This is a genomic window from Clostridia bacterium, assembly GCA_017394805.1.
Taxonomy (GTDB): domain Bacteria; phylum Bacillota; class Clostridia; order Christensenellales; family CAG-1252; genus RUG14300.
The window spans coordinates 99629-120420 of the sequence record JAFPXC010000003.1 but is presented as its reverse complement, the minus strand read 5'-3'; the positions used below and the strand labels follow the sequence as shown (position 1 = coordinate 120420).

Genomic DNA, 20792 nt, shown 5'->3' with positions numbered 1-20792 from the left:
TGCAAGCACGAGCGAAGCGAAGTATTTGCATAACGCTTGCGCCGCATTGCAACCGAACGCAGGGAGCGCAGCGACCAATCTATACATAGTATAGATACCATTCGTAAGAATGGGCGTTCGTATGGTTGTATAATAGAAGCAAGCGTGCAAGCACGACGAAAATAATACCATTTGGCGCAAGCCAAACCCGTGGCGCGTACAGCGTAGCGAGACGTGACACGGAGAGGACAGCCCGACCAAAAGGTGAAGCCGCGAAGAAGTTTTTGTACCTCTACTTAGGGGATCCTTCGACACGAAGCCTATTGCTTCGGCTCAGGATGACGTGCTATTCACGTTAGGCGCAACTCTACTTCGCGGCGAACAATGGGGCGAGGCTGGACGATGCGCCGCATTGCAACCGAACGCAGGGAGCGCAGCGACCAATCTATACATAGTATAGATACCATTCGTAAGAATGGGCGTTCGTATGGTTGTATAATGACACTATAACAACCACGGAGGGTTCTATTATGGCAAAAAGTTCTAAAAAAGGTTATTTCGGCATGAGCCACATCGTCAGCATCATTTTGGCGATTATCCCCATCACCAGTCTTATCTGCGGTCTTATCACCCGTATCCAACGCGGCAAGATCATCGGCGCTATTCTCAACTTCTTTATCTTCCCCTTGTTCTGGCTGGTAGACCTCATCACCATCATCGTCAAGAACGAAGTCACCTTCTTGGCGTAATCGTCACACAACGAAAAGAGGTACCGAGACGCGTTTCTCGGTACCTCTTTTTTTGCAAATCGCGCAAGTTATCTATCCGTTGCAAAATACGCCTGCGCGCCCTCGACGAAAAGGCGGATCCCCTCGGATAGCGTACTGCGCGGGCAAGCGATATTGACGCGCACGAACGCGGCGCCGTTGCCGCGGTACTGCGCGCCCGCCGTCACCCACACGCCGTACGCGCGCTTGACGAAGGCGCACATTGGCGCGGCGTCCGCAAGGTAGGCGGACATATCTATCCACATAAGATAGGTGGCCCGTTGGCGAACGACTTTGGCCAAAGGCAAACGCTCGGCGAAATAGTCCTCGACCAAGCGGCGATTGTCGTAGAGGTAGACGCGCAATTCGTCCAACCACGGAGCGCCGAAGCGGAACGCCGCCACGGTGCCGGCCACCGCCAAAACGTTGGGCTCGGCCACTTCGTTGGCGTTCAGGGCGCGCTCCACCTCTTGCCGCAAGCCTTCGTCCGCCACGACGACGGCGGCGCCTTGAAGCCCCGCCAAGTTGAAAGCCTTGCTGGCGGACACGCACACGACCGCCTCTTTGCCGTAGGGCGTCGCGCCGTAGGGCACGTAGTTGACGTCGGGCAGCGTAAGGTCGCAATGTATCTCGTCGGAAAGCACCCGCACGCCGTACTTTTGGCACAAATTGCCTATATACGTCAGGTCTTTTTCCGTCCAAACCTGCCCCGTGGGGTTGTGCGGATTGCACAAGATGAACAAGGTCGTTTTGGGGTGTGCGAGACACTTTTCGAGCACTTCCCAATCGATGCGATACGCCCCGTCGTAGGCAAGCGGCGCTTCGAGCGTATGCCGCCCCGTGTTTTCGATGCTGTGGAAGAAAATGTCGTAGACGGGCGTCAAAGCAACCACGTTGTCCCCCTCGCGGGTGAGGCACTTGACGAGGGTGGTGACGGCGGGCACGACACCCGTGCAAAAGATGACCCACCGAGGGTCCACCGCCCAACCGTGACGAACGCGCCACCAATCGGCGACCGCCTCGCCGAAAGCGTCGGGCACGATTTGATAGCCGAATACGCGAGTATTGAGCTTGGCCTGCAAGGCCTCTTGCACGGGCGGCGCACAAGGAAAATCCATATCCGCCACCCAAAGAGGATAGCGGCAGGGAGAATAGTCCCATTTGAGACAGTCGGTATTCACGCGGTTGACGGGTGCGTCGAAATCGTACATACTTACTCCTTGATAATGACGGTGGTGCGCGAAGGATCCACGCGATTGGGCTCTATGATCAACTCGCCGATGCGCCCCGCGCGAATGACGCCCGAGGTAGGATTCAAGACGCTGTCCACCGTGCCCACCACGTCCGCGTCCACCGAACAGTACTCGAAAGCCAACGTGGTGTTGCGCAACGTGCAGTTGACCAGCCGCAAGTTGTTGATGTAGCACATACCCTGCAAACTCTCGACCGTGCAGTTGATCAGGGTGAGGTTGGTGGAATTCCACCCGAGATACTCCCCGATGATGACGCTATCTTCCACCACCACGTCCGTGGTGTTCCAAAAACTGTCCTTGCTGTTGAGGTAGGCGTCCTTGACGCGCACGTTACGAGCGCCGTCAAAGCAATAATTGCCGTCCAGACGGAAACGCTCGGCCCGCACGTTGTCGCAGTCCATACCGAAGTAGTCCCCCGCGGCCTCCACGTCTTCCAAAACGACGTCGCGGCAATGCCACATGGTCTCGGCGGCGTGCGGCATACGCACGCGGCGCAAGGTGACGCCCGAAGCCCTGCGGAAAGTCTTGGGCGCGTCAATAAGGCTATCCTCGACCGTGATTTCGTCGGTGTACCAAACGCCCGACCGTGCGGTTTCGCGCCACGTGCACGCATTGACCGCGATATCCCGAGAGTACCACAAGGGGTATTTCCAAGCGAAAGTACACCCCGTGAGCCGAATGTGCTTGCTCTCTTTGAGGGGAGATTCCCCGTCCTCGAACAGACAGTTCTCTATCTCCAAATCCTCGCCGAAGAACAGGGCGCGTTCGCCCGTATAACGCTCGTTTGACAACTTTTTCATGCTGGTATCCTTTCCGCCGCATGGCGGGATAAACTTGCCATTACTATACCATATCGCCGCGGCTTTTTTCAAGCGGCTACGAAAATTTCGCAAGAGGGAGCGCAAATCGGCTCGCGCGATAGCCGCAAGCTATAATTCCCGCACGACGCGGGCGGGAACGCCCGCGACCAGCACGCGGGGCGGCACGTCCTTGGTGACCACCGCGCCCGCGGCGACGACCGCGCCCTCGCCCACGGTCACCCCGGGCAAAATGGTGGCGGACGACGCGATCCACACGTTGTCGCAGATGGTGACGGGCAAATTGCGCTGATTGGCCTTGGAATTGCGGCCCGCGACGTCCATCGGGTGCAAGGGCGTGGCGATGGTGACGTTGGGGCCTATGAGGACGTTGTTGCCGATGGTTATCCTGCCGTCGTCGACCAACGTGAGGTTGAAATTGGCGTAGAAATTGTCCCCGATGAAGACGTTTTTGCCCCCGAAATTGGCGTGCACGGGCGGCTCAACGTAGGGCTTCTCGCCCACCGCGCCGAACATAGTGCGCATAATTTTGGCGCGTTTTTTCATCCCGCAAGGCGTGGCGCGGGTGCGATTAAACGCGTTCATTTGCTCGATACAGCGTAATTGATACCGCATAAGGCGGGGGTCGGCGCAATCGTAGTATTCTCCGCCGAACAGGATCTCGTCAAATCGTGCGTCGCGCTTCATTGGGCACCTCTTTTCTTTTTGGGCAACACGAAGTTGCGGCTGTCGTTCAGTAGGGCAAGGATTTCTTCGTCCGCGACCGTATCGTCGAGCACGACGCTTATCCAACCCTCTTTGTTCATGTGATAACAGATATAAAACCCCGCCGTCGCCAAGAGTTCCGCACGACGGGACGGGTCTATTTTGAGATTGAGCACGTCCACCGTGGGGCTTTCCTCGCCGCAAGAGGTACTTTCCTTCGTCACGAGGCAACGCCGCACGTCCATCACGATACCGTACCACTTGCGATTGACGGGATAGCGAAACACGCCGTAGGTGGGCGCGGTGGCAAAGGGGAAATCGGGACGCTCGCCGTAGCGTGCGTACACGGCTTCGGCCAGGCGATTAGCCTGACCCGAAGAAAAATACTCCCACACCGAACACGCCTCGGCAATGGCCGTGAGCGCCGCGCGATAGGCTGCGCGCACCGAGCCGACAAAGGCACCCGTGGACATCTCCACGTTGACGGGGGCGTACTCTTCCTCGGTGAACGCGTCCACTACCCGCGCCGACGGTACCAAGCGCTCGGACACTGCAACCTCTACCCGAAACTGACCGTCCAAAATGGTCGTGGTATACGAATAGCCCCCTACGTAGGGGGTAAATCCGTACGCTACGAGCTTGTCCGTCCGTAGCGTTCTGCGATCGAATACTTCCTTGACGATATCCATATTACACCATACATACGCACGCGAACGTGCGCCCTCGTGGTCGAATGCACGCAAAAACGGCGCGCCCGAAGGGACGGGTCAATCCGCGCCGTCGTCCCGAGGCGGTTCGGTGGGCACGGGCACGGGTTCGGCAGGCTCGGCGGCGGATCCGCCGTCCTCTATGGGCGACGGCTGCACCTTCGCGCGGCCGAACAGGCGGCGGCAAAGGGCAACGGGATCCAAGTGCAACTCGCTGATAAGCCCTGCCAAAAACACCAGAACGAACCCCACGATGAGATACGCCGTGAGATTTTCCATCCCCAAAATCACGCTGAACACGGCCGCGAAGACCGACTCGAAACTGAGAATAATGGACGCCTGACTCGACGTAGTGTACTGCTGTCCCAGCATCTGGAACAACTGCGCCACCAACGAGCACCCCAACATAAGGTAGACCAAGCGCCACCAGCAATCGGCAGGAACGACGAAGGCCGCCGCGCCCATGGTGGGCAACTCGTAGCACAAGGTGACCACGCCGAACAAAACCCCCGCAGACGTCAACTCGAAGAACAGCAATACGAAGGGATCGTCGCCCCGCTCGCTGTCCTGCTCGATAAACACCAACTGCAACGCGAAGAAGACGGCCGCCACCAAGGTAAGCCCGTCGCCCAAAAGGTGCAACCCGCCGTCGTCGGCCTGCCCGATGAGGCTGATGAAGGCCAACCCGACCAAGCACACCACGGCGCTGACGATATTGTAGGACTTGGGGCGGCGCTTGTACATCATCCACGCCATAAAAGGCGTCATAATGCAATAGGCCACCGTGATGAACGCGTTGCGGGCAGGGGTGGTGTAGCGCAAGCCGAAGGTCTGCGTGCCATAGGCAAAGAACAGCACGACGCCCAGCACCAAGCCGTGCGCCAACGTGCGGCGGGAGATACCTTTGAATCGCTTGACGAACACCAATCCGACGATGAGGCCGGACGGCAAAAAACGAATGGTGAGGATAAAGAAGGTGGGCAAGGCGCTGATGGTCTCTTTGAGTATGGCAAAAGCCGTACCCCACAGCATGGTGGTGATAAGGAGCAAAACCATTCCCAACACACTTTTCCCTCTTGCCGTCAATTTCATACCTCTACCCATCACATTATGCCACGGGCAACCTCTTTTGTCTATACCTTTTGGAAAATAACGAATCGAAAACGAAAAAACTACGCGCGAAGGTCGGGGTGCGCAACCAGCGTGTCGAAGACGATTTTGCTCCACTCCTCGAAATACGCGTAGTACGCCCGAAGCCCCTCGAACGGCACCCATTGACCGACCATCTTCTCTTTCTCGCGCACTTCGCAATCCCCCTCGCGCACTTCGACCAAATAGCATATACCCGCGTGCACCTTGCCGACCTCGGTGCTGTTGTCGTTGATGACACCGAGATAGCGCATGGTGTAGTCGCCGCGAATATAGACCTCCTCTTCGAGTTCGCGCCGAAGACCGCGCAAGACCAAGTCCTCGCCCTCGTCTACCGAGGCGACGTGACCGCCGATGCCGATAGACATACGATCGTGCAATCGGGCCTCCGACTGCTTCTTGGTGCGGCGCGTCATAAACACCTCGTCGCCCGAGGCAATGACGCAATAGGAGATGATTTGTTTGTACGACGGATCGGTCTCGGCCACGTCCCGCCCCAAAAACGTGCAATGCGTCTGCACCACGTCGATAAAGTGCCGCTCGTCGGACACGAGGAGCGTCTTGCTATCCTCGCCGAAATTCTTCAAAACGATATCCGCATCTACGACCATGACCTGTTCCATCGTACACCTCTTTTGTCTTTTACTAAATTGTACCAAGCCGAGCGGCCGCTGTCAACCGTTACGTCTTGATTCGCACGGCTTTTGCCGCGACGCGCAAAATATAGCAGCCGTCTTCTTTGGCGTCCAGCGCGACTTTGAGACTGTCGCGGTCCAAATCGAAGTAATCCTCGAGCAGCCGCGCCAAATCGCTGCGAAGCATGGCGATAGTGTCCTCGGACGTGCCCATTCTGTCTTTGACGAGCACGCGGGCAAGGCGCGCTTGTTCTTTGGCGGCCAAATCGTTCTTCATACTTTCTTGATGATCCTCCGCAATTTGCCGAGCGCCCCGCGATAGGGCGCGGTGACATCGTACACCCCTCTATCCGCCCCCAGGAGCACCTTGGCGAGCATGGCGACGGCAACGTGGTGTTCGCACTCTCTGGGCGTGGTGCCGCACATAAAGAGCACGTTGTCGTCCTCGGGAATGCAACCCACCAACCGCACGTGGAGCAACGAGGCGATTTGCTTGGGCGATAGCATACTGCCCTCCACGATCATATCCCCCCGCAGACGATTGAGCACCAAGCCGCAGCGCGACAGGTTGAATCCGTCCAATATGCCCAGCACTTTGTCGGCGTCGCGCAGAGCCGAAGTGTGCGGCGTGGTGACGACCAAGGCCTCGTTGGCGGCACGGGCGGCCCGCGCAAACCCGTCGTCCACGCCGGCGGGGCAATCCACGAGGACGAAGTCGTTGCTTTCGGACAAGGTGACCGCAAGCTCGCGAAAGGCCTGCGCGTCCACGTTGCCCAAGGGGTGCACCGAGGGCAAGAGTTGCAGGTTTTCGCAAGGGGGATAGCGCACCAACGCCTGCCTGACGCGGCAATTACCGCTGACCACGTCGTAGAGGTCGTAGGCGATCGCCCCCTCCAGCCCCAACGCCAAATCGAGATTGTTGAGGCTGACGTCCGCGTCTATCGCCACGACGCGCTTGCCCAAAGAGGCCAAGGCGACGGACAAAGACGCGGTGACCGTGGTCTTGCCGACGCCCCCCTTTCCCGATGTAACGACGATAATCCTACCCATATCCCCATCATACGGTATTTCGCGCCCGACGCACGCACGAATTGCTACGAAATTTGCCGAAAAAGGCACGAAAAAGCCATATACGTCATACCGTTTTGCGTGCTGTCACATAATACGGCGGAGGTGCCTATGCACGACTATTCTTTACCCGAAACGCACGTATCCTGCCAACCCGTCCGTGGGGTCGTGGTCCGCAACAAACGAAAAAGCAAGGCGCTCGACCTCGGCGTATTGTCGTCCTGCTGCCTTGCTCTTGCCGCATATATCCTGACGGGATTGCGCTACTTCGGAGTGCTCGCGCCCGTCCTCGATTTTTTCCGCAACCTGGCGGGTTGAATCAGTCCACGGCCACCCAATGGTAGTCGGCGGCGAAGCGATCCCAGCAATCCCGACAAATCCACTTGCGCCCGTTGTGCGATTGATAGCCCGCCGTTTGGTGGTCGCCGGGCGCGGTGGCCGAAGCGATGCGCGCGCCGCATAGACTGCACCGCGTACCCTCTTCTTTTTCGTACACGCGATAGTGATAGAGTACGGCGGGATTGGTCGCGGCGGGCGCGGTGGCCGCTTCGCCGTTCGGCGTTTCGGCGGCACTTTGCGTTATGCGGACGGTATCGCCCTCTTTGACGACGGTAACCGATTCGCCCTCTTGGGTGAGCGTGATCGCGTCACCCTCTTTGGTGACGGTGACGCCCTCGGCGGACGCGTCGTTCCGCGTAGCCGACCGTTCGCTCCCCTCCGCACCCTCGGGCGCTTCCCACTCCACGATGGGATTGACGCGGTACACGCGCCCCTTGTCGGGCACTTCGCTCAACCGCTCGACACCCTCGCACGCGACGCACACGGCGTCCAACAGGTCGTCGCGCTGCTTGACGGTGTACATGGCCATATCGAGAAAAAGCCGATAGCCGTCGTGCCTGCGGAAGGCACAGCCCGTGGTGATTTGGAGCCGATTGCCCTGCGCCACCGTGCGGCGGTAGCCCCATACTGCCTCCACGTCCGCAAGCGAAATCTCCAACACCACCTTCTTCATCCCCGCGACGTACACGCAACGCACCGTGCCGCCCCGTACCTCAACCAGCGACACCGCCGTGGAATAGGTGGTCATGCACGCGGGCACGACGAAGAAAACGGGGGGCATGAGGATAACGATATAATTGAGCACGGAGCCTTCCTGCGTAAGGCATATCGCCGTCACCGCCGCGACGGCACCCGCCAAAATCAGCCATACGATGATGAGTACGGCGAAATTGCCCTTGGGCCTGGCTTTAAAATCATTCATAACGCACCTCGTGATTTGATTGGCGAATGCGTTTGCCACTCGCCATTTTCCATTGTACCATACGCGCCACTCCTTTGGCAACCCCTCAAAACGTTGCAAAATCGCCTTGCAGACGGTTGACAACGGGGGGAAAAATCCCTATAATTGGATTGTTAGGTTTCTAACAAATACAAGGAGAGGATATGAACAGTCGCAAATTGGGTTTGGAAATACATATAGCCGACCTCTTGATCAAACGCGCGGGCGACCGCACCAAGGAGATTCGCAACGAAAAGCAGTTGACGGGTACGCACGGCTATATATTGGGCTACCTCGCCAAGCACCAAGACGCGCCCGTATACCAAAAGGATATCGAACAGCACTTCGGCATACGCCGCTCGTCCGCCTCCAACGTGTTGACGCTGATGGAAAAGAACGGCCTCGTGGAACGCCACTCGGTCAAAGAAGACGCCAGACTCAAACGCATCGTCATGACCGAAAAAGGCGAAGCCTTGCACCGTGACACCGTATCCGCGTTCGAACGAATAGCCGCGCAGGCCGTCGAGGGCGTGGACGAAAAAGACCTCGAAGTATTCTACAACGTACTCAACGCCATTCAACGCAATCTGGGCGGCGAGGACGAAGACAAATAGCCTCGCGCATAGCGCGTATTATATATAAGGAATAGACAATCGAATTTTCGGAGTAAACTATGGTAATCAAAACACTGGCAAAAAGCATCCGCAACTACAAGCGCGACAGCATTCTCACTCCCGTATTGGTGGCTATCGAGGTTATCCTCGAGTGTCTGTTGCCCTTTGCCATGGCCGAGATGATAGACTATATCAACCCGCCCAAGACCGAGGTCACGCGCTTGTTCTACTTCTTCCCCCATCTGGCCACGTCGACCATGCACGGCGAGGCCATGACCATCGAGGGCGTACTGTGCTACGCCGCTATTTTGGTGGCGATGGCAATATTGAGCCTGCTGTGCGGTATGGGTTCGGGTTGGTTTTGCGCTTCGGCCGCGGAAGGCTACGCAAAGAACCTTCGTCACGACCTGTTCGGCGCGGTGCAACGCTTCTCCTTCGCCAATATCGACAAGTTTTCCACCTCGTCTTTGGTCACGCGGTTGACCACCGACGTCACCAACGTGGAGATGAGCTATATGATGATCATTCGTATGGCCATACGGTGTCCCTTGATGCTCGTCTTCTCCATGACGATGGCCTTTATCACTTCGCCCCGCGTGGCGTGGGTGTTCGCCGTGGTGGTGCCCGTGCTGACCGTGTCCGCCTACTTCCTGCTGAAGACGGTGCACAAACTGTTCCAACGCGTGTTCAAAAAATACGACCGCCTCAACGAGACCGTGCAAGAAAACGTGCACGCCGCGAGAGTGGTGAAAGCCTACGTCCGTGAGGACTACGAAACGCAAAAATTCACGACGGCATCGGACGATATCTGCCGCGACTTCACCAAAGCCGAAAAGATCATCGCGTTGAACGGCCCCATCATGATGGCGGCCATCTACGTGTGTATGTTGATGATAGCTATCATCGGCGCGACCGTGGTCGTGAAGACCAACGCGGGTATCATCACCACGGGCACGCTGACCACGGGTGGTTTGATGAGTATGATCAACTACGTGATGCAGATATTGATGAGTTTCATCATGATCGGTATGTGCGTGATGATCATCGCCATCTCCACGGCGAGCGCCGACCGCGTGGTGGAAGTGCTCAACGAGCAACCCACCATCGTATCGCCCGAAAACCCCGTCCGCGAGGTCAAAGACGGCTCGGTCGATTTCGACGACGTGAGTTTCCGCTACTCCGCGACCGCCGAAAGGGACGCGTTGAGCCACGTGGATCTGCACGTGCCGTCGGGCGCGATAGTGGGCGTTTTGGGCGGCACGGGCAGCGCCAAATCCACCTTGGTACAACTCATTCCCCGCCTGTACGACGTAAGCCAAGGCGCGGTGAAAGTGGGCGGCGTGGACGTGCGGAAATACGAACTCGACGTCTTGCGCAACAAGGTGGCCATGGTATTGCAAAAGAACGTGCTCTTCTCGGGCACCATCGCCGAAAACCTGCGGTGGGGCAACGAAGACGCCACGGACGAACAACTGCGCGAGGCCTGCCGCTTGGCACAAGCCGACGCTTTCGTGGAGAGTTTTCCCGACGGCTATAATACGCGCATCGCCCAAGGCGGCACCAACGTGTCGGGCGGTCAGCGCCAGCGCTTGTGTATCGCGAGGGCGCTACTCAAAGACCCCAAGATACTCATATTGGACGACTCCACCTCGGCGGTGGACACCAAGACGGACAGCCTTATCCGCCAAGGATTCCGCGACTATATCCCCGACGTGACCAAAATCATCATCGCACAGCGTATCGCCTCGGTGCAGGACGCCGATATCATCGTGGTGATGGACAACGGCAAGATAGACGCCGTGGGCAAGCACGAAGAACTGCTCGCCTCCAACGAGATATACCGCGAAGTCTACTTCTCGCAAAACCGCGAAGGAGGTGAAGACAATGCCTAAGAAACCCGCGAAAAAACAACCCGTATTCACCAAAGGCGCATTCAAACGGCTGTTCGCCTTTATGTGGGCGCGCTACAAGGGGCGCATGATATTGGTGCTCGTGAGCATTCTGGTCCAGGCGGCCATCGCGGCGGGCGCTATCGGCATTATGATGCAAAAGGTCATCTACGCCATGGAGGGTATGACCGACGTGGCCGAATTGCACTCGGTCTACGTGTTGTGCGGCATCATGGGCGCCATCTTCGCCGTGGGCGTGCTGGCCGCTTTGTGCCGCGAGGAATTGATGGCCACCATCACCCAAGGCCTCTTGAACGACCTCAGAAAGAGTATGTTCGCCAAGATGCAACGCCTGCCCATCCGCTTCTTCGACGCGCATCAATCGGGCGACATCATGAGCATCTACACCAACGACATCGACGCCATACGGCAGATGGTGTCGCAGAGTATCCCCATGGCCATCAGCGCCGCCGTCACCATCGTCACGGTCATCGTGGTGATGGCGCTCTACAGCGTCTATATGTTACTCATCGTGCTGGGCGTGGCCGTCGTCATGTTCTTCGTGGCGTCGCGCTTGGGCTTGGGCGCCGCCAAATACTTCCGCGAGCAACAGATCGCGATGGGACGTTTGGACGGCTATATCGAGGAGATGATGAACGGCCAAAAGGTCATTCAGGTCTTTACGCACGAACGGCAAGCCAACGAGGGCTTCGACCGCGTCAACGAGGACTGGTTCTTCAACGCGCGCGCCGCTCACCGCTACGCCAACACGCTGATGCCCATCATGGGCAATATGGGCAATATCCTCTACGTCATATTGGCGATATGCGGGGCGTCCTTCGTCTTGGCGGGCGACAAGTTCCGCAACGCGTCCATCTTGGGCTATGCGATGGATGTCAGCGTGATCGCCATGTTCCTGCAACAATGCCGCAGTTTCTCGCAGACCATCGGCAACGTGTCCCAGCAACTCAACTCCATCGCCATGGGTATGGCGGGCGCGTCGCGCGCGTTCGCTTTGATGGACGAGGAAGTGGAACGGGACGAGGGCTACGTCACCTTGGTCAACGCCAAGTACGACGAAGCGGGCAACCTCGTGCCCACCGAGGAGCGCACCGACCTGTGGGCGTGGCGGCATCCGCATAAGGCCGAGGGCACCGTGACCTATCAACTGCTCCGTGGCGATATCGAAATGCACGACGTGGACTTCGGCTACGTGCCCGAAAAGATGGTATTGCACGACGTCAGCCTGCACGCGCACCCCGGCGAGAAGTACGCTTTTGTAGGCGCGACGGGCGCGGGCAAGACTACCATCACCAACCTCATCACCCGCTTCTACGACATCGCCGACGGCAAGATACGCTACGACGGCATCAATATCAACAAGATAAAGAAAGACGACTTGCGCAGGTCGCTGGGCGTGGTCTTGCAGGACACCAACCTCTTCACGGGGACGGTGATGGACAATATCCGCTACGGACGACTTGACGCCACGGACGAAGAAGTGTACGCGGCCGCCAAATTGGCCAACGCGCACGACTTCATCACGCGGTTGCCCCAAGGCTACGACACGATGCTCGAGGCGGACGGCGCCAACCTCAGCCAAGGACAGCGGCAGCTCTTGTCCATCGCCCGAGCCGCCATCGCCGATACGCCCGTGATGATCATGGACGAGGCCACCAGCAGCATCGACACGCGTACCGAACTGCAGGTACAACGCGGCACCGACCAACTGATGCACGGGCGCACCGTGTTCATTATCGCGCACCGCCTTTCGACCGTGCAAAACGCCGATACCATCATGGTGTTGGACCACGGGCGCGTGATCGAGCGCGGCTCTCACCGAGAATTGATTGCTCTCAAAGGCACCTACTATCAACTGTACACGGGCGCATTCGAGCTGGAATAGCCGCGCAAAGTCGCACAAACTTTGCTTTTTCCCTCCTTTTTTAAGGTTATTTTTAGGTTGGGACGGTAAGATAGTGTCATCAAAGGCAACGGGCGGCGTATGAGGCGCGGCCGTTTGCAGACAATAAAGGAGTGATATGATGAAAAAACGCATATTGACAGCAACGATTGCAAGCATCCTGTTGATTGCCCTCGTCGTCGCGTTCGTGGGCTGTGAGAACGTCTCCGCCACCGCAAGCAACGGCTTGAGCGCCTACGAGTTGGCCGTCAAGAACGGCTACGTGGGCACCGAGGCGCAATGGTTGGAGTCCCTCAAACAAGGTGAATCCGCCTACGAGTTGGCCGTCAAGAACGGCTACGTGGGCACCGAAGAGCAATGGCTCGCCTCTCTCAACGGCGAAAAAGGCAAGGACGGAAAGGACGGCAAAGACGCGTCCTACACCATCAACGACGTCTACGAGGCCTACAAAGCCGAGTATCTGGCCGAGAACGGCACCGAGTACACCGGCTCTTTCATCGAGTTTTTGCAAGAATACTTCACCCAGACCTACGAGACCGTGTCCACCGAAACTATGGTCGCGGACGCCGTATTCAGCTGCGTGAGCGTGTATAGCAATTTCGAGGTGGTCAGCTATACGGGTAACCCCTGGAGCGGCTACCGGGAGACGAGCGAGACCGCTACCTCGGCGGGCGCGGGCGTCATATACAAGTTGGACAAAGAAACGGGTAGCGCCTATATCATCACCAACTACCACGTAGTGTTCAACGCAAGCGCCAAGACCACCATAAGCGACGATATTTACGTCCTCTTGTACGGCCAAGAGCGCGTGCTGGATACGGACGAGTCGGGCAAGAGCACCTTCCGCTACCGCATCCCCGCCAAGTACGTGGGCGGCAGTATGAAGTTGGACGTCGCCGTATTGTACGTGGAGAATAGCGATATCCTCAAAGAAAGCGACGCCAAGGCGGCGACGGTGGGCGACAGCACCGAACTCTCCATCGGCCAAGCGGCCATCGTCATCGGCAACCCCGAAGCGGGCGGCATCTCGGTGACGAGCGGCGTCATCTCGGTGGACAGCGAAAACAATCGTATGCTCGCCGCGGACGGTAGCACCTACGTCAACTTCCGCGTCATTCGTATCGACACCTCCATCAACGGCGGCAACTCGGGCGGCGGTTTGTTCGATTCGTACGGCCGACTCATCGGCATCGTACACGCCAAGATGAACAGCAGCACGGCCGAGAATATCGCCTACGCCATACCCGTCAATATCGCCGTCTACACGGCCGACGGCCTCATCGAGCGCTTCGAGGCGGCGGGCAAAGTGGGACAATACGCCGCAACTAAGTGCCTATTGGGCGTCACGGTGTCTTTGACGGACAGTTACGCTTACTACGACACGGAGACAAAACGCGTACACATCGTGGAGACTGTCACGGTGTCCGAAAACGTGGCCGAAACGGCGGCCGCCTACGGCAAATTGCAAAAGGGCGACCTCCTCAAGAAAATCACCATCGTGGACCCCGCGAGCGGCAAGACCAGAGTGGAGTTGGACGTGACGCGTACCTTCGTCCTCATCGACAGCATGCTGTTGGCGCGTGAAGGCGACGTCATCACCATCGACTACGAGCGCAACGGCGAGGCCGCGCAAACCGTCATCACGGTGACCAGCACGACCGAGATAGACAAGATCGGTTGATCTCCGCACGACGAAAAGAGCGGATTGACTGCGGTCAATTCGCTCTTTTATTTTTGCTTATTTTCTATTTTCCATAGTAGCGGCAAAACCGTTTCTCTCAATCGTTTTTGCCGTAAAAATATATATAATAAATTCTTTTATAAGAATGAATTTTTATACAAATCGACTTGGGGGAAATAGCGCGCGTTAAGCAAAATATTTTTGGATTTTTGCAATTTTTTGCATAAAAACCCTTTACAACGGGCAAAAACCGTGCTATCATCTAAGCAGATAAGGGTAAATCGCCCAAATTCGGGCATAATCGCGTTTATGCATTTTATATTGATAAAAATACAAAACTGCCGTTTATGCGCATATCCATACGAAATATAGTACCGAAAGGAGGAAATAATATGAATCAAATCAAATGCCCCAACTGCGGAACGGTCATCGACCTCGACGAGAACGCCTACAACGCCATCGTCACGCAAATACGGAACGCCGAATTCGAACGGAGCGTAGAGAAACGAGCGCAGGAAAAATTGCAGGTAGCCGCCAAAGAGCACGAAATGCAAATCCAGAAGTTGCAAGCGGACAACGCGCAAGCCGTCAGCGACACCGCTCGAACCGCCATCGAGGAACAGGCGGCGTTGCAACGGCAAATAGACGAATTGACGACCAAACTGCAACAAGCGGAAAAAATAGCCGAACTCGAGAAGGAAAAAGCCGTGGGCGAAGTGCGCGGCGAATTGGAGCAGACGCGTTTGCAAGAGACGGCCGCATTGAAAGAGCAAATGCGGGAGCAAGAAAACGCCTACGCGCAAAAGCTCGCCGAGAAAGAACGCGAGGTGGAGTTTTACAAGGACTACAAGAGCAAACTGTCCACCAAAATGCTGGGCGAGTCCCTCGAACAATATTGCCTCAACGAATTCAACAAACTGCGCACCACGGCCTTCCGCAACGCCTATTTCGAGAAGGATAACGACGTGGTGGACGGCACCAAAGCCGACTTCCTCTACGTAGACCGCACGGACGACGGCGTGGAGTATATCTCCATCATCTTCGAAATGAAGAACGAGGGGGACGAGACCAAGACCAAGCACAAAAACGAGGACTTCTTCGCCAAATTGGACAAAGACCGCCGCAACAAACACGCCGAATACGCCGTTTTGGTGAGCACGTTGGAGGCAGACAGCGACTACTACAACGCCGGCATCGTGGAAGTGTACAATTACGAAAAAATGTATGTGGTACGCCCGCAATGCTTCATCTCCATCATCTCTCTCTTGCGCAACGCGGCACAAGCCAACGTCGCGCAAAAACGCGAGCTGATCCAGCTACAGCGCCAAAACGTGGACGTGACGGCGTTGGAAACGCAGCTAATGGCGTTCAAGCAGGATTTCAGTAACAACTGCCGCATCGCCAACGACCACTTCACCAAAGCCATCGACAACATCGACAAGGCGATCAAAGATATGCTGGATTTCAAAGAATCCCTTTTGAAATCCCAACGCCAATACAACATCGCCGACCGCAAAGTGGAAGATATCACCATGCGCAAATTGCTGAAAGACAGCCCGACTTTGTACGAAGAATACAAGGAAAGCAAAAAGAAGAAAGACGACTGAGTTTTCCATAACGGCACGCAAAAGCGGCATACGTTACCCGCTTTTGCGTGCCAAGCACCCACGCGAAGCGCACCTTTGCACACGAAAAGGTGCGCTTTTCCATATCTTTCCGCCGCGCCCTCGGACGTCTGGCACAAAAAAGTATTTGCAAAACGCATATTTTATGATATAATATAGTTTGGTGATACTATGAAGAAACTGATAATCGCTGTTATTTGTATTATATTGGTGGTCGCCCTCGTGGGCTGCCGCGACAAAAAAGGCGAGGCGCAGGTGGTGACGCCCGAGGTTTCGTACGCGGTTATTACGTTCGTAGTCGATCCCGAATTGTATATCTTCGAGGCCCCCGAGCCTATCACCGTGGCGATCGGCTCCACGCCTACCCTGCCCTTCCCCGAGGGCGCGGTGCCCATGGATACGCACGACGACCTCGCCTGGTTCGCGGACGAAACCCTCATCACGCCCTACGATACCACCCGCCCCGTCATGGGAGATATGACGCTCTACCTCTATGAGATAGGCAAGCATTATTCCGTCCGTTACGAGGGGCTCGACGGCTTCGACGTGCGGGGTGAATACGTGTACGACTATCAATATTCGGAATACGGCGAAGGGGGCGCCGAACTGCCCACGGTGCACAAGGAAGGCTATTACGACGGGCTATATTGCGTAGAACTGGGCGTTCATTGCGTGCGCATTCCCACCAACGCGGGGCGCGACCTCACCTTTACGGCGCCCAAACCCCGCGCGTACGGGATCAACTACGACTACGGCGAAGACGTCAACCCGTCCGACGTGACCAATCCCAATCCCGCCACGTACGACCGCGTGGGCGAGACCTTGACGCTCGCGCCCGCCTCGGCCAACGGGCGGCAATTCGACTGCTGGATAGTCAAAGTGTGGACGACGCCCAAAACTTTCGTCGTAGACGGCGAGACCGTCAGGCTCACGTTGGAGGGCACGGTAGTCACCCGCCTTTCGTACGAAATGATACAGTGGGGTTACCAAAACTTCACGGTGGTGGCACAATGGAAGTAAGGACGAACGCGACGTTGCTCAAAGCGCTGAAAGACAGCGACGTATGGCGCATTTTCGACCGCGAGGCCGCGCGTATGTCGCACGCCTACTTGGTACTCAGCGAAGATAAGTTGGCCTTGGAGCAACTGCTTCTACTGATGTGTGCCCGCGCGTACTGCCCGACCGTATGTCTGTCCTGCGCCGAGTGCCGCAAAGTGTTCGGCCGCAACAAGGTGGACGTGTCCGAGCCGAATCCCGAGGGCGAGACCATCAAAGCGGAAAAAGCGCAAGATATCGTGGAGGACGCTATGCTCGGATCGTTGGAGGGCGGCAAGAAAATCTACGTGTTGCGCAATATGCACCTGCAAACCGAGCGCGTGCAGAACATACTCTTGAAAACGCTCGAGGAACCCAACGCAAACGTGCTGTTTTTGCTATCCGCCGAGCGCGAAAAAGGGGTATTGCCCACCATTCTTTCGCGCGTGAAGACGCTGACGCTCACCCCCTTTTCGGAGGAACAAACGGTGGCGATATTGGAAGCGGAGGGCATAGCCACGTCCGCCGTATTCGCCAAAGCCGCCATGGGCAACCTGACCTTGGCGTGCGAGTTGGGACGGGACGAGGACTACTTCGCCCTCGTCGACGAGGTGGTGGACGTGCTGGCGGGGCTCAACCGCGTGGCCGAAGTGCCCTTCTATCTCTATCGCCCCATCTTCGCCAAGGACTCCTTGGCCAAAACCCTCGACGTGCTGGAGTTGGCCATCAAAGACGTTATGTTCGTCAAAGAAGGCGTCGAGGAATTCGTCGTATATCGCGACAAACTGCCCGTCTATCGTCGCATCGCGCCCCTCTATCCCGTGCGCTCCTTGCCGATGATATTGGACGTCATCAACGAATCGAAACTGCGGGTAGCGGCCTACTGCACCGCCGTCAACGTGGCGGACAACCTGCTACTCACTATGCTGGAGGTAAAACATCAATGCGCACAATCGTAGGCGTAAAATATCCGACTGGTAAAAAGGTCTATTATTTCAATCCCAACGGCGTGGAATTCCGCGTGGGCGACAACGTCATAGTCGAGACCGCGCGCGGCTTGGAGTACGGCCACGTCGTCATAGCCAACCGCGAAGTGGAAGACGAGGCCGTCAAGCACGAGCTCAAACCCGTCCTGCGTCTGGCCACGGCCAAAGACGAAGCGCAGGCCGTGCGCTTGGCGGGCATGCGCGAGGACGCGATGAAAATCGCCCAACAAAAGGCGGAAAAGCACAAGCTGAAACTCAAATTCGTGGACTGCGTGTACACCTTCGACGGCAAAAAAGTGCTGTTGTACTTCACCGCGGACGGCAGAGTGGACTTCCGCGAGTTGGTCAAGGACTTGGCGGCGACCTTGCACGCGCGTATCGAACTGTGTCAGTTGTTTGAACGCGACGATATCAAAATGCGCGGCGCGTTGGCTCCCTGCGGGCGGCCCTGCTGCTGTCACGCCTTTTTGACCGACTTCGAGAAGGTCACCATCAAGATGGCCAAAGTGCAAGGGCTGTCTTTGTCGCCCACCAAGATCAGCGGTATGTGCGGCAAGTTGATGTGCTGTCTGAAGTACGAGAGCGAATACTATATGGAAGTGGCCAAGGAGATGCCCAAGGTCAAGAGCCGCGTCACCACCCCCGACGGCGAAGGCGTGGTGGACAGTTTGGACATGATCCGCAAAGAAGTGTTGGTGCGTATAGCGCACGACGACATTATGGAGATCAAGCGCTATCCGCTCAACCAGTTGCAGGGCTACGAAAGCGCGGGCGTGGACGAAACAGACGACCAAGACGATACGGACGAGATTCCCGACGGCGAAGGCGACGAATAAAATGAGAAGATTGGCGAAAAACGTTTGCAACTTGGCACACGGCGTGATATAATGGAATTACCAAAACCAAAAGGAGAATCATTATGGCAAGAATCATTAGCAATGAATGTATCAGTTGCGGCAGCTGCGCGGCGAACTGCCCCGTAGAAGCGATCGCCGAGGGCGACGGCAAATACGAAATCAACCCCAACGAGTGCATCGATTGCGGCGCTTGCGAAGCAAGCTGTCCCGTCGGCGCCATCAGCGAGAAATAATAATCGGCTGATCCACCAAACGGCTTCGACTCTTGTCGAGGCCGTTTTTTTGTCCCGTCACGTTTGTATGGCGCCCGTCATACGCTATCTATATGGTAGCATTGATTTTGGCGGGAGGCTGGGGCAAACGCTTCGGCGGGCACCAAGCTGGCGACAAGCAATTGGCGACGGTAGACGAGGACGAATGCACCTTGGTCGACTACGCCTTGTACGACGCTATAAGAGCGGGCGTAACGCGCGCCGTAATCGTGGTGGCGAAAGAAAACGCGGCGCGTTTTGCGCAAACGGTGGGGGTACGTATAGGGGGAAAATTGTCCGTCGAGTACGTCGAACAAACGCCGCCCGCCGTGTACGGCTTCGACGAAGATTGCCCGCCTTTGGGCACGGGACACGCGTTTTTGTGCGGAGCGCAAGGACTCAAAGAACCCTTCGTCGTGATGAACGCGGACGACTTCTACGGCCGTGAGGCCATCGCCCAAGCGGTCGACCTATCCGCCATGGGCGAATTCGGCTGCGTGGTCTATCCCGCAGGGAAAACGGTGGCGAGAACGCCCGTGCACCGAGGTATCTGCCTGACCGAAAAGGATAAACTCGTGGGGATATGCGAATGCACCCTATGCCGCGACGCGGTGGGCAAACTGTACGCGGAGGACGACACCTGCCGCCGCTACGTGAGCGAGAATACCGCGGTCAATATGAACCTCTATGCCATGCAGCCCGCCATCGTGCCCACCGCCGCCAAGTGCTTTGCCACCTTCCTCGCCCAAAACGCCCGTCCCGAATGTTATCTGGGCGACGTGATAAGCGAGTTCGTGGGGCGCACGCACAGCCTTTTCAAAGTGGTACGGGCCAAGAGCCGTTGGTACGGCCTGACCTACGCCGAAGATCTGCGCCGCGTGCGGGCGGCCATCGCCAAACTTCGTCGTGCGGGCGAATATCCGCCCCACCTGTGGGCATAACATAGCGTATGGATTTCTACGATCTTTGGCAAGCGTCGGACGAACCGATGGCCGTCCGCCTCGTGGCGGGACTGCCGTGGGAAGTGCTGTCCGACCTCGAAGCCGCCCTCATAGACCTCGCCCGCTCTCTCCCCGCCGAATACGAACAAATCGGGTTGCAGATATGGGCGCACCCCACCGCGCGGATAGCCGAGGACGCGCGTTTGTCCGCCCCGTGCATCATTGCGGAAGGAGCGGTCGTCAAGCCCCACGCCTACCTGAGAGGCGCCAACTACGTGGGCAAAGGCGCGGTGGTCGGGCACGCCGCCGAACTCAAAAACACGATATTACTGTCACACGCCACGGTGGCGCACCTCAACTACGTGGGCGATAGCGTTCTGGGCGCCTACGCGCACCTCGGCGCGGGGGTGATACTATCCAATCTGCGCCAGGACAACGCCCCCGTCGCGGTGCAAATAGGGGGTGTACGTTACCCCACTACCCTGCGCAAATTGGGCGCATTGGTGGGCGACTTCGCCGAAGTGGGCGCGAACGCCGTACTCAACCCGGGCACGGTGTTGGCGGCGCACGGCAAGGTGCGCCCCTTGCGGTCGGTCAAAGGGTATATTCCCGCCGACTGACACCGCCGT

The 20792-nt window shown here is 57.2% G+C and carries 22 protein-coding genes; 13 read left to right on the top strand and 9 right to left on the bottom strand.

Translation table 11 applies throughout. The annotated features are described in order from the left end of the window. The first annotated feature begins 509 nt into the window (after positions 1-509). On the top strand, positions 510-728 hold the full coding sequence (locus II896_00920; GenBank protein ID MBQ4443207.1) for a hypothetical protein: 219 nt from the start codon (positions 510-512) through the stop codon (positions 726-728). A 68-nt stretch (positions 729-796) separates the two neighbouring features. Here the strand turns inward: II896_00920 and II896_00915 are convergent, their stop codons facing one another. The 8 genes from II896_00915 to minD all read right to left on the bottom strand — a co-directional run bounded on the left by II896_00915 (position 797) and on the right by minD (position 7063). Then, positions 797-1957, bottom strand: coding sequence for a pyridoxal phosphate-dependent aminotransferase (locus II896_00915; GenBank protein MBQ4443206.1), 1161 nt, complete (start codon positions 1955-1957; stop codon positions 797-799). A 2-nt stretch (positions 1958-1959) separates the two neighbouring features. After that, a complete protein-coding gene (locus II896_00910; GenBank protein MBQ4443205.1) occupies positions 1960-2799 on the bottom strand; it encodes a DUF3737 family protein in 840 nt (279 codons plus the stop codon). Between the two features lie 129 nt (positions 2800-2928). After that, positions 2929-3504, bottom strand: a complete 576-nt coding sequence (locus II896_00905) for a sugar O-acetyltransferase (protein MBQ4443204.1) — start codon at positions 3502-3504, stop codon at positions 2929-2931. Next, positions 3501-4211 carry an MmcQ/YjbR family DNA-binding protein gene (locus tag II896_00900; GenBank protein MBQ4443203.1) on the bottom strand — a complete coding sequence of 237 codons (711 nt, stop codon included), beginning with the start codon at positions 4209-4211 and terminating at the stop codon, positions 3501-3503. The genes II896_00905 and II896_00900 overlap by 4 nt, the downstream gene beginning before the upstream one ends. A 78-nt stretch (positions 4212-4289) precedes the next feature. Continuing rightward, positions 4290-5321: a DMT family transporter gene (locus tag II896_00895; GenBank protein ID MBQ4443202.1), complete on the bottom strand. Its 1032-nt coding sequence runs from the start codon at positions 5319-5321 to the stop codon at positions 4290-4292. An 80-nt stretch (positions 5322-5401) separates the two neighbouring features. Next, complete coding sequence (locus II896_00890; protein MBQ4443201.1) at positions 5402-6001, bottom strand: NUDIX domain-containing protein; 600 nt, start codon at positions 5999-6001, stop codon at positions 5402-5404. A gap of 58 nt (positions 6002-6059) precedes the next feature. Then, entirely contained in the window at positions 6060-6290 is a 231-nt protein-coding gene (locus II896_00885) for a cell division topological specificity factor MinE (protein ID MBQ4443200.1), read from the bottom strand. After that, positions 6287-7063: a septum site-determining protein MinD gene (gene minD, locus II896_00880; GenBank protein ID MBQ4443199.1), complete on the bottom strand. Its 777-nt coding sequence runs from the start codon at positions 7061-7063 to the stop codon at positions 6287-6289. Before minD ends, II896_00885 begins: the two co-directional genes overlap by 4 nt. A 129-nt stretch (positions 7064-7192) precedes the next feature. Here minD and II896_00875 point away from each other — a divergent pair, with 129 nt between their 5' ends. Beyond that, complete coding sequence (locus tag II896_00875; GenBank protein ID MBQ4443198.1) at positions 7193-7399, top strand: hypothetical protein; 207 nt, start codon at positions 7193-7195, stop codon at positions 7397-7399. Position 7400: 1 nt separating this feature from the next. On the opposite strand, the gene II896_00870 is transcribed toward II896_00875, so the two are convergent. Next, the gene (locus tag II896_00870) at positions 7401-8342 is read right to left on the bottom strand and encodes a hypothetical protein (protein ID MBQ4443197.1); all 942 of its coding nucleotides are present in this window, start codon (positions 8340-8342) and stop codon (positions 7401-7403) included. Positions 8343-8524: 182 nt separating this feature from the next. On the opposite strand from II896_00870, the gene II896_00865 reads away from it, so the two are divergent. From II896_00865 to II896_00815, 11 genes are all read left to right on the top strand, one after another. Next, the gene (locus II896_00865; GenBank protein MBQ4443196.1) at positions 8525-8974 is read left to right on the top strand and encodes a MarR family transcriptional regulator; all 450 of its coding nucleotides are present in this window, start codon (positions 8525-8527) and stop codon (positions 8972-8974) included. A 59-nt stretch (positions 8975-9033) separates the two neighbouring features. Next, complete coding sequence (locus II896_00860) at positions 9034-10866, top strand: ABC transporter ATP-binding protein (protein MBQ4443195.1); 1833 nt, start codon at positions 9034-9036, stop codon at positions 10864-10866. Further along, on the top strand, positions 10859-12769 hold the full coding sequence (locus tag II896_00855; GenBank protein ID MBQ4443194.1) for an ABC transporter ATP-binding protein: 1911 nt from the start codon (positions 10859-10861) through the stop codon (positions 12767-12769). Before II896_00860 ends, II896_00855 begins: the two co-directional genes overlap by 8 nt. 139 nt (positions 12770-12908) lie before the next feature. Next, positions 12909-14468 carry a serine protease gene (locus II896_00850; protein ID MBQ4443193.1) on the top strand — a complete coding sequence of 520 codons (1560 nt, stop codon included), beginning with the start codon at positions 12909-12911 and terminating at the stop codon, positions 14466-14468. Positions 14469-14860: 392 nt separating this feature from the next. Then, a complete protein-coding gene (locus tag II896_00845; GenBank protein ID MBQ4443192.1) occupies positions 14861-16075 on the top strand; it encodes a DUF2130 domain-containing protein in 1215 nt (404 codons plus the stop codon). Between the two features lie 189 nt (positions 16076-16264). After that, positions 16265-17113: a hypothetical protein gene (locus II896_00840; protein MBQ4443191.1), complete on the top strand. Its 849-nt coding sequence runs from the start codon at positions 16265-16267 to the stop codon at positions 17111-17113. Next, positions 17104-18087, top strand: a complete 984-nt coding sequence (locus II896_00835; GenBank protein ID MBQ4443190.1) for a hypothetical protein — start codon at positions 17104-17106, stop codon at positions 18085-18087. The genes II896_00840 and II896_00835 overlap by 10 nt, the downstream gene beginning before the upstream one ends. Beyond that, positions 18072-18950 carry a stage 0 sporulation family protein gene (locus tag II896_00830; GenBank protein ID MBQ4443189.1) on the top strand — a complete coding sequence of 293 codons (879 nt, stop codon included), beginning with the start codon at positions 18072-18074 and terminating at the stop codon, positions 18948-18950. Before II896_00835 ends, II896_00830 begins: the two co-directional genes overlap by 16 nt. An 83-nt stretch (positions 18951-19033) precedes the next feature. Then, the gene (locus tag II896_00825; protein ID MBQ4443188.1) at positions 19034-19204 is read left to right on the top strand and encodes a 4Fe-4S binding protein; all 171 of its coding nucleotides are present in this window, start codon (positions 19034-19036) and stop codon (positions 19202-19204) included. Positions 19205-19296: 92 nt separating this feature from the next. After that, positions 19297-20163, top strand: coding sequence for an NTP transferase domain-containing protein (locus II896_00820; GenBank protein MBQ4443187.1), 867 nt, complete (start codon positions 19297-19299; stop codon positions 20161-20163). 8 nt (positions 20164-20171) lie between these two features. Further along, positions 20172-20783, top strand: coding sequence for a UDP-N-acetylglucosamine pyrophosphorylase (locus II896_00815; GenBank protein MBQ4443186.1), 612 nt, complete (start codon positions 20172-20174; stop codon positions 20781-20783). Positions 20784-20792: the final 9 nt, after the last annotated feature.